Genomic DNA, 303 nt, shown 5'->3' on the forward strand with positions numbered 1-303 from the left:
TGTTGTTTGGCTACTATGTAAAGTTTATTTGTATTTTTAAACTTTTTCAACAGCTTACAACAAGTGTGCGCGCTGCTTATGCAGGGCGCACACATTTTGTATATTTAACTGTGGGTGCAGTGGTTATTTCAGCTCGCCTACTCGCCTCAATTTGGTGTGTATGCGGACTGGAAATCCTCACGAAAACCACAGCTAAACATACAATTTCACGTTGAACTAAACCCCGCGATGCGGGGCAGCTTGACATGGTGCAAAAAACTGCGTAACTTCTATTCTCATCCTTAAATTTTTAGTTATGAAAAA

The 303-nt window shown here is 40.3% G+C and carries 1 protein-coding gene; it reads left to right on the forward strand.

What is annotated here, in order from left to right; all coding sequences use genetic code 11:
• The coding region (locus N2K84_RS20425; protein WP_282593673.1) for a hypothetical protein at positions 1–215 on the forward strand (215 nt) is incomplete at its 5' end.
• Between the last annotated feature and the right edge of the window lie 88 nt (positions 216–303).

The sequence above is a fragment of the Gaoshiqia sediminis genome (genome assembly GCF_025907915.1).
GTDB lineage: Bacteria > Bacteroidota > Bacteroidia > Bacteroidales > Prolixibacteraceae > Gaoshiqia > Gaoshiqia sediminis.